Genomic DNA, 9,036 nt, shown 5'->3' on the forward strand with positions numbered 1-9,036 from the left:
CCGGGGAGGCGCTGGGCGCATCCCTGGCGAAGCTCGCCGAGCGCACCGCGGCGGCGACCGTCCGGGGGGCGGGGAGCGCGCTCACGCAGGAGGCGCTCCGCTGGCGGGAGGCGCCACGCAACCAGGACCTGGTGCGGCGCGCGAGCCGGGAGATCACGGCCGGAGCCCTGGATGCCCTGGGCGCGCGGCTGCGCAGGCCCCTGATGGCGCTCGCGGGAGCAGGCAGCGCGCTCGTGGCGTTGACAGTGCTGTCCTCGCGCTGGCGCCACGCGTGAGAAGCGGGCGGTTCTCCCTCGCGCAAGAGGGCACGCGTTCCGCCCTTGCCTGGTTCAGGCTATGGAGCCGGGAGAGGGCTCTGAATGCTTGCACGTGGGTGGTGGGTCTTTCTGCTGGTCGTGCTGTCCGGCTGTGGCGGTGTCCGGTCGGTGGTGACGCTGGACATGGGCGCGGGCCGGAAGGCCACCTTCGTTCCGCACCAGGACGCCCGAGTGGTGGAGTTGGACGAAGTCGGGGCCTTACTCAAGGACAGCGCCCGGCGCGTCCGGCCTTCTTCCCGTCCGCAGCAAGCCGCTCGTGAGTTGTTCCAGATGGAAGCTCGCAGTGGCGCCTATCGCTTCGAGCCACGTGAGCGGCGCATCACGCCGTTGGGGGCTGGCGAGCAACTGGAGGTCCTCGACTCCGGAAACGTGGGAGGCCTCACCCATGAGTACCTGCGGTGGTGCGAGCGCACGCAGCGACAGGGAGATTGTCTGCGGTTGTTGGCGGAGACGCCCATCCTGGATGGTGACGGCCGCTACGTACTCGCCATGGCGCTGGCCCGGGGAGTGGTCCTCACGGAGATGATGGATGCCTTCACGGGCATGGCTGACCCTGAAGCCATGATGGCCGCGGTGCTGTGGACGTGGACCACGTACATGGTCCTGCTCGCGGTGCCGGAGCCCATCTCCAAGGGAATCGCGGCGGTGATGACCGCCACTCTCATCGCCTACGTGGGCATCGACACGTTCTGGGGCCTCATCGTTGGCTTCAGACAGTTGGTGGAGGCCTCGGACCGGGCCATCACATTCGAGGATCTGCGCCAGGCCGGGGAGCGGTACGGCAAGGTCATGGGGCGCAACGCGGCCCGTGCCTTCGTGATGCTGGCCACGGCGGCGATGGGGAACACCGCGGCAGGGCTGGGGCGGAGCGTGCCCACGCTGCCTGGAGCCGCGCAGGCTTCCGTGCAAGCCGGGTCCCAGCTGGGAGTCCGGCTCGCGGTGGTAGGCGAGGTGCGGTCCGTCGCGGTGGGTGCGGGGACCGTCACGCTCTCCCTGGCGCCAGGCGCGGTCGCGATGACGGCCCAGGGACCGGGAGGAGGAAGTCCTCCGCCTCCTGGCGTCAGGTCCTGGGGCTCGTTCAGCGGCTTCAAACAGGCCATGGGGCCCGCGGGCGCCGGCAAGCAGTGGCATCACATTGTCGAGCAGACCCCCGGGAACGTGGAGCGTTTCGGGCCGCACGCACTGCACAACACGGACAACGTCATCCGATTGGATGCGCGGATGCATACGCGCATCAGCGGTTTCTTCTCCTCCATTCGTGGCGACTTGACCCGGTCGTACACGATGACGGTGCGTCAATGGCTGAGCACCCAGTCCTTCGAGGAACAACGCCGCTTTGGGATGCTGGTCCTGGAACAGATGATGAAGGGAGCATGGTGATGGAGTTGCAGGAACTCGTCGAACAGTTCGCGCACCATGTTGCGGCACAAGGCGACTGCATCCGGGACGGTGACTCCAGGAAGGGTAACAAGCACGCTCGGAAGTACGGCGCGGCCTTGGAGGCGCTGCTTTCGCAGGGCGATGCCGGACGGGAGGCGCTCTCTGTCTTGCTGGAGCATCCCCGCGCGGACGTGCGAGGCATGGCGGCATCATTCCTGCTGCGATACCGAACAGAGGAGTCAAAGGCGGTTTTGGAGGCCATCGCCGCGGAGGGCGGTCTGGCGGCCATTGGCGCCACCTTGAACCTCCAGCGCTGGGCCGAAGGCACCTGGTCGCTCGACCCGGGGTGAGCGGGCGCCAGGCTGTCGCGCTGCCTGGGTCCTAGGTCCCTGTCCACTCCCTCGCCACCTTCCTTCCATGGACGGGTTCGAGAACGCCTTCGCGCTGCTCCTGGATGGCAGCGGCGGTGCACGCCCGCTCACGCTGGCGGAGACGCGGAGCTGGCGGGCTTCGGATGGCATGCTCTGGGTCCATCTGCCTCCGGACCTGCCGGACCTTCCCCGTGTGCTGGAGGCCGTCTTCCAGCTGCCTCCCCAGGTGCGTGAACCGCTCCTGGCCGACACGGGCCGCGTGCGCATCGACGTGCTCAACGAGAACGAGCTCGTCCTGCTCCTGCTGCACCCGGACTCCGCGCCCACCAGCGTGTCGTCCCCGCGCCAGCTGCGCGCCTGGATGACGGCGGACCGCTGCGTCACCGTGGCGCCCACGAATCAGCACGCCATCGTGGCCGTCCGTGAGCAGCTCGCCCATGGCCGAGGGCCTCATGGAACGGACCTCTTCCTCGCCTTCGCCTCCACCGCGCTCTCCACGGCCGCGCTGCGCACCAGCGAACTGGACGGCACGCTGTCGGGGCTGGAGACCCGCTTCGAGGAGCGCCGCGAGGACACCTTCGACGTGCCGACGGACCTGCGCCGGCTGCGCCGCACCCTCGTGGAACAACGCCGCTTCGTCTCCCTGGTCCGCGACGCCATCCTGCGCGTCAGCCTGCTCACCGTGGAGTGGGTGCGCGCCCAGGAACGGGAACTGCGCCGGATGGCCGAGCGGGCCGGCGGCGCCCTCAAGGAGATGGACGCCCTGGTGGAGCGCGCCCGCATCCTCCACGAGGACGTCAAGGCCCGGCTGGACGCCCGCAGCCAGCGCATCCTCTACATGCTCACCATCATCTCCGGCGTCTTCCTGCCCCTGTCCTTCATCACCGGCCTGCTGGGCGTCAACGTGGGCGGCATTCCCGGCGCGCAGTGGCGCGGCTCGTTCCTGCTGCTGGTGCTCGTGCTCATGGTCCTCGCCGTCGCGGAGTGGCGCGCCCTGCGCCGCCGCGAGCGCGTCTGAAGGCAGGCACCTGGCCGCGTCAGCCGACATCCCCGTGCGACCCGCGTTCCGTGGCGGCATCCTCCACTTCCTCACCAGCTTCATCCCCGGGCGCGGCACAGGCAGGGGGAGGACTTGAGGGTGGGAGTCCGGACGCGTTGCTTGCTGCTTGGACTCATGGGGGGCCTGTGCCGCGCCGTTTCCCCCTCCGCCAGACGCTGCCTCCTCACGGACGGCCGGGCATAGCGGGCCCTCCTCCCGCGCCCTCCACGCCGCGTTGTGGAGTCGCCACCGCGTTCCCAACCTCATGTCTGGGATTGCACCGGACAGGAGGCGACCGTGAGGCAACGCGCGTGGAAGGGCCCGGCCTGCCTGCCGTGGGCGTTGGCGCTGCTGCTCGCCATTCCCCTCCAGGCACTGGCGGCGGATCCGCTGCCGTCCTGGAATGACGGCCCGGTGAAGCAGTCCATCATCGACTTCGTCACCCGCGCCACCACCGAGGGCGGCCCTGGCTACATCCCCCCGGAGGAGCGCATCGCCACCTTCGACAATGACGGCACGCTCTGGCAGGAGCAGCCCGTCGTGCAGGGCGCCTTCCTGCTGGACCAGGTCAAGGCCCGCGTGAAGGAGGACGCCTCGCTCGCGAAGCGGCAGCCCTTCAAGGCCGTGCTGGAAGGGGACGTGGCCCTGCTGTCCTCCATGGAGGAGCCCCAGTTGATGGAGCTGTTCGCCGTCACCCACGCGGGCAAGACGCAGGACGAGTTCGCCCGCGAGGCCCGCGCCTTCTTCCAGACGGCCCGTCACCCGAAGCTGGGCGTGCCGTACACGCAGCTTGCCTATGTGCCCATGCTGGAGTTGCTCCAGTACCTGCGCGCCCAGGGCTTCCAGACGTGGATCTCCTCGGGCGGCGGCACGGACTTCATGCGCGTCATCTCCGAGGACACCTACGGCATCCCGCCCCAGCAGGTCATCGGCAGCGACCTGAAGGAGAAGTTCGACGAGGGGAACGGCCACCCGGTGCTGCGGCGCGAGGCCCGCCTGGACCACCTCAACGACAAGGCCGGCAAGCCGGTGGGAATCGGGCAGCGCATCGGGCGGCGGCCCGTCTTCGCCGCGGGCAACGTCCGCTCGGGCGGTGACATCCAGATGCTCCAGTACACGCAGGAGCAGCCGCGCCCCGGCTTCTCGTTGCTCATCCACCACGACGACGCGGAGCGCGAGTTCGCCTACGAGGAGAAGAACGACGCGTCCCTGAAGGCCGCGCGCGAGGGCGGCTGGACCGTGGTCAGCATGCGCCAGGACTGGAAGCACATCTTCCCGGAGGAGGGACGGTGATGGACACCTTGCATGCCTTCATCGGGCTGATGATTTCGACCTTCATCATCGCGCTCGGTTTGTCGCAGGGCCTGTCGTGGCACCTGGCGGACCTGGGCCAGGGCGTGCGCCATCCCGCGTTCGCGCGAGGGATGGGGGTATGCCTCGTCGGTGTGCCCTTGCTGTCCCTCATCGTGGTGAAGGTGCTGCCCGTGCCGCCCGTCGCGGCGGGCGTCATCGCGCTGATGGCGTTCTGTCCGGGGCTGCCCATGGCGCTCAACGTCGTGTCGCAGCAGAAGGGCAACCTGCCGCTGGCCCTGGCGCTGTCCATCACCCTGTCGCTCGTCGCCATCGTCCTGATGCCGCTGTCCCTGAACCTGTTGGAGCGGTTGTTCCCCGTGGCCATCCAGTCGCCGCCGTACGGGGTGCTCCTGGGCAGGGTCATCCTCCCGTTCCTCGTGCCCTTCGCGCTCGGCATCGGCCTCCAGAAGGTGGCGCCCGTCTGGGCGCACCGGCTGCGCAAGCCGGTGAAGCTCTATTTCAACGTCGCCCTGTCCGTGGCCGCGCTGGCGCTGATCGTCGCCAGCTTCCCGCTGTTGAAGCGTCTGCACCCCTGGGCGCTCGTCGCGATGGGGGTGGTGACGCTGGGGGCCGCGGCCCTGGGACACGTGGCCGGCCGGCCCCGGCCCGGGGACCGCACGGCGCTGGCCATCTCCGCCGTCTTCGGCAACCCCGCCTTCGCGTTCTGCCTGGGCGGCAGCACCTATCCCATGAAGAGCCTGCTGGGCGTCATGGGGCTGTACCTCTTGATCCGCACCGTGGCCCTGGTGCCGTACCTGCTCTGGAACCAGCGCCACCAGGCGTCCGAGCGTGGCGGCGGGCCGTCCCTGCCGTCGGGCAGGGGGGCCTCCGCGGGCACGTGAGCCCTTCCGTGTCCTGAAGCCGATGCGCGCAACGCACCCCCGTGGGTGATGCCGTGGGGCCCGGGGGCCTCCACCCTTCCTTGCGTTCGGGAGGCCAGGCACACGGGGGGGAGGGCCATGAAGCGCACCGCGGCCACGGCCGCTCATGTCCTGGGCCGGTTCCTCCCGGGCGTCGAGCAGGCGCGGACCTATGAGCGGCGGTGGCTGCGCGCGGACGTCCTGGCCGCGCTCACCGTGGGCGCGATGCTCATCCCCCAGGGCCTGGCGTACGCGCAGATCGTCGGCGTGCGCCCCGCGGCGGGCCTGTACGCGGGCGTCTTCGCGATGCTGGCGTACGCGCTGTTCGGACCGTCGCGACACCTGCTGCTGGGGCCGGAGGCGGGCGCGGCCATCCTCACCGCGACGGCGCTGGGCCCGGTGGTGGCGGGGGGGGGACCGGAGCGGCTGGCGTCCCTGGCGGCGCTCCTCGCGTTGATGGTGGGAGTCGTGAGCCTGCTGGGCGGGCTGTGCCGCGCGGGGGCGCTGGCGGACTTCCTGTCGCGCCCCATCCTCATCGGCTACATCAACGGCGCGGCGCTCATCATCATCGGCAGCCAGCTGGCCCGGATGTTCGGGCTGGAGCGCAGGTCGAACGAGTTCGCGGGGCAGCTGCACGAGGTGGCGGCGAACGTGGGCCGCACGCACGTGCCCACGCTGCTGTTGGGGCTGGGCATCGTCGCGGCGCTGGTGGCCATGCGCCGCTTCCTGCCGCGCTGGCCCGCGCCGCTGGTGATGGTGGTGCTCACCACGCTGGTGACCTGGACGTTCCAGCTGGAGCACGGCGGCGTGAAGGTGGTGGGCCCCATCGCGGCGGCGGCGCCCGCCTTCGGCCTGCCCTCCCTGCGCTTCGACGACGTGCGCACGCTCCTGCCCGCCGCCTTCAGCCTCGCGCTGGTGAGCTACGCCAGCTCCGTGCTCACGGGCCGCATCTACGCGGACCGCTTCGGCTACCGGCTGGACACCCAGCAGGAGTTCTTCGGCCAGGCGGCGGCCAACCTGCTCACCGGCCTCACGCAGGGCTTCCCGGTGTCGGGCAGCGACTCGCGCACGGCGGTCAACGCGTCCATGAAGGGGCGCACGCAGCTCGTCGGCGTGGGCGCGGCGGCGGTGGTGCTGGTGTTCTCGCTGTTCCTCACGCCGCTCCTGGCGAAGCTGCCCCTGGTGACGCTGGGGGCCATCGTCATCGTCGCGGCGGTGTACCTGCTGGAGGTGAAGCCCCTCCTCCAGCTGTGGCGCGTGCGGCCGGTGGAGGCGGTGCTCGCGGTGGTGACGATGCTGGGCGTGCTCTTCCTGGGCATCCTCCAGGGCATCCTCATCGCGGTGGCGCTGGCGCTGGTGGACCTCATCCGCCGCGCGGCGCACCCGCACGACGCCGTGCTGGGCGAGCGCGAGGGCATGCCCGGCTGGCACGACGTGGAGGGCCACGCGGACGCGGAGACGATCCCCGGCCTCGTCGTCTACCGCTTCGACGCGCCCCTCTTCTTCGCCAACGCCCGCTTCCTGCGCGAACAGGTGCGCCGGCTGGTGGCCGACTCGCGCCAACCGGTGCGCTGGTTCGTGCTGGACGCGTCCTCCGTGTTCGACCTGGACATCACCGCCGCGGAGAGCCTGGAGAAGGTGCGCCAGGAGCTCACGGACGAAGGGCTCGTCTTCGCGGTGGCCCAGGCGCGCGCGCCGATGCGCCGGATGCTGAAGCGCTCGGGGCTGGCCGCGCGGATTGGCGAGGACCGGCTCTTTCCCACCGTGGGCGCGGCCGTTCGCGCCTACCTCGAATCGCGAGACGACGCGCGGACCGCCGAAAGCGGCGAGCCCGCCGCCTCGCCACAGGTGCACTGACGCCATGACGCCAATTCAATCCAGGGCCCGGTGTGTCACGGGCGCGGTGCTGGGGCTGCTGATGTCCGCGACGGCGCTGGCGCAGGACGCGCACTACACCACGCGGCAGTTCGGCAACCGGGCGTGGCTGCTGGGCGGCGCCTTCGTGGGCAACCCGAACGACATCAGCGCCGTCTATTACAACCCCGGCGCGCTCGCGCTCCTGGACGCGCCGGAGCTGGAGCTCACCGGCAGCGTCTATGAGTACACGCACGTGAACGTGAAGGACGGGCAGGGCCAGGGCAGGGGCCTGTCCGACTCCAACGTGGACGTGCTGCCGTCGCTCATCGCCGGCTCGCTGCGCTTCGGGTTCCTGGGGAAGTCCCGGATGGCCTACTCGCTGCTCACGCGCCAGGGCTTCTCCTACAGCCTGCAGTCGCGCGGCACGCGGCTGGGCACGGACCTGGCCGGCGTGCAGGGCCTGGACCTGCTGTCCACGAACGTGCGCCTGGACCAGACCGTGAGCGAGTTCTGGACGGGCCTCTCCTGGGCCTACCCCGTCACGGAGCACCTGGGCCTGGGCCTGACGCCGTTCATCGCGTCCCGGCGTCACGAGCTGCGCTTCCAGACGCTGGCGCAGGGCTCCGGCGCCGCCGGCCAGCAGCTGCTGGCGACCCTGGGCCGCGACCTGGAGTTCGACCACGTCCGGGTGTTGTTGAAGGTGGGCGCCAGCTACCAGCACGGCCCCTGGGCCGTGGGGCTCGCCGTGACGACGCCGAGCGTGGCGCTCTGGGGCCGGGGCTCGGTGGGGTACGAGCGCGCCGTCCAGTCCCAGGGACTGGACACGAACGCGCCCGCCCCCGTGTTCAACTATCAGGAGGACCTGCCGGTGCACTTCCGCAACTCCTGGTCCGCAGCGCTCGGCGTCAGCCGGAGCTTCGGCGAGTCGACCGCGGTGTACGCGTCCCTGGAGGGCTACGCGCGCGTCGCGACCGTCACCCTGGTGGACGCGGAGCCCATCTTGCCGCGCGGCACCACCGAGCCCATCGACGGGGACTACGCCTTCGCGCTCAAGCCGCTGCTCAACGGGGCGCTGGGCGTGGAGCAGGCGCTGGGGGACCGGGTGCGGGTGTACCTGAGCGGGCACACGGACTTCAGCGCGTTGGACCAGACGCCCGGGACGAACGCCCTGCTCGGCGGCTGGGACCTGTACCACGTCGCCTCGGGCATCCACTTCGTGCTGGGCCGCTCGCGCTTCACGCTGGGCGGCGACCTGGCGTGGGGCGGCAAGCAGACCAGCCGCTTCTCGGAGTCACTCCAGCAACTGGGCCTGTCCTCCTCCATGCGGACCCAGGACGTCCGCTTCTTCCAGGCCACGCTGCTGGTGGGCGCCAGCTTCTCGTTCAAGGACACGCGGAGCACGAGCGGCAAGGGCGCCGTGGAGGAAGTCCCCAAGGCGGACGCTCCATGACGCGGGAGCGCGACGGCGGGGTGGACGAGGAGGAGGCCTCCGCCTTCCTGCTGGACCTGGCGAAGCAGTTGCACCTGGCCTACCAGCCGTCGCTGCTGGTGGAGACGCGCGTGCGCCGGGCCGCGAAGGCGTGGGGGCTGGACGTGGAGGTCTTCACGCTCCAGAGCCTGGCGATGACGCAGGTGAGGTCATCGCGGGGCCCGCACGTGGCCTTCGAGCGGCTGCCCTTCAATCCGCACTGGAACCTGGGCCGGGCCGCGGCGCTCCTGCGGCTGGCGGACGCCATCCCCGAAGGGCGCGTGCGGCTGCCCGAGGCCCGCGCGGAGCTGGACCGCATCCTGAAAACGCACGCGCCCTATCCCGAGTGGCTCGTGTTCGTGGCCTACGGCGTCTACGGCGCGGCGGTGGC

General features: G+C 70.7%; 8 protein-coding genes and 1 pseudogene. All 9 read left to right on the forward strand.

The genetic code is table 11. The annotated features are described in order from the left end of the window. Nucleotides 1–275 (forward strand): annotated as a pseudogene (locus tag D7W82_RS36410) (hypothetical protein); the annotation flags it as partial. 84 nt (nt 276–359) lie between these two features. Further along, nucleotides 360–1,697, forward strand: coding sequence for a hypothetical protein (locus tag D7W82_RS36415; RefSeq protein WP_120622697.1), 1,338 nt, complete (start codon nt 360–362; stop codon nt 1,695–1,697). Beyond that, a complete protein-coding gene (locus tag D7W82_RS36420) occupies nt 1,697–2,047 on the forward strand; it encodes a DUF2019 domain-containing protein (RefSeq protein ID WP_120622702.1) in 351 nt (116 codons plus the stop codon). The genes D7W82_RS36415 and D7W82_RS36420 overlap by 1 nt, the downstream gene beginning before the upstream one ends. Nucleotides 2,048–2,114: 67 nt before the next feature. Beyond that, a complete protein-coding gene (locus tag D7W82_RS36425) occupies nt 2,115–3,086 on the forward strand; it encodes a CorA family divalent cation transporter (protein ID WP_120622698.1) in 972 nt (323 codons plus the stop codon). A 318-nt stretch (nt 3,087–3,404) separates the two neighbouring features. Further along, a complete protein-coding gene (locus D7W82_RS36430) occupies nt 3,405–4,400 on the forward strand; it encodes an HAD family phosphatase (protein ID WP_199727966.1) in 996 nt (331 codons plus the stop codon). Beyond that, complete coding sequence (locus D7W82_RS36435; protein WP_120622699.1) at nt 4,400–5,302, forward strand: bile acid:sodium symporter; 903 nt, start codon at nt 4,400–4,402, stop codon at nt 5,300–5,302. The genes D7W82_RS36430 and D7W82_RS36435 overlap by 1 nt, the downstream gene beginning before the upstream one ends. A 117-nt stretch (nt 5,303–5,419) precedes the next feature. Beyond that, nucleotides 5,420–7,177, forward strand: coding sequence for a SulP family inorganic anion transporter (locus tag D7W82_RS36440; RefSeq protein ID WP_120622700.1), 1,758 nt, complete (start codon nt 5,420–5,422; stop codon nt 7,175–7,177). 4 nt (nt 7,178–7,181) lie between these two features. Then, on the forward strand, nt 7,182–8,627 hold the full coding sequence (locus tag D7W82_RS36445; RefSeq protein WP_147439723.1) for a hypothetical protein: 1,446 nt from the start codon (nt 7,182–7,184) through the stop codon (nt 8,625–8,627). Continuing rightward, nucleotides 8,624–9,036: threonine/serine exporter family protein (locus D7W82_RS36450; RefSeq protein ID WP_147439724.1), on the forward strand; the 413-nt coding region annotated here is incomplete at its 3' end. The genes D7W82_RS36445 and D7W82_RS36450, both read left to right, overlap by 4 nt.

This window comes from Corallococcus sp. CA049B (assembly GCF_003611685.1).
Taxonomy (GTDB): Bacteria; Myxococcota; Myxococcia; order Myxococcales; family Myxococcaceae; genus Corallococcus; species Corallococcus coralloides.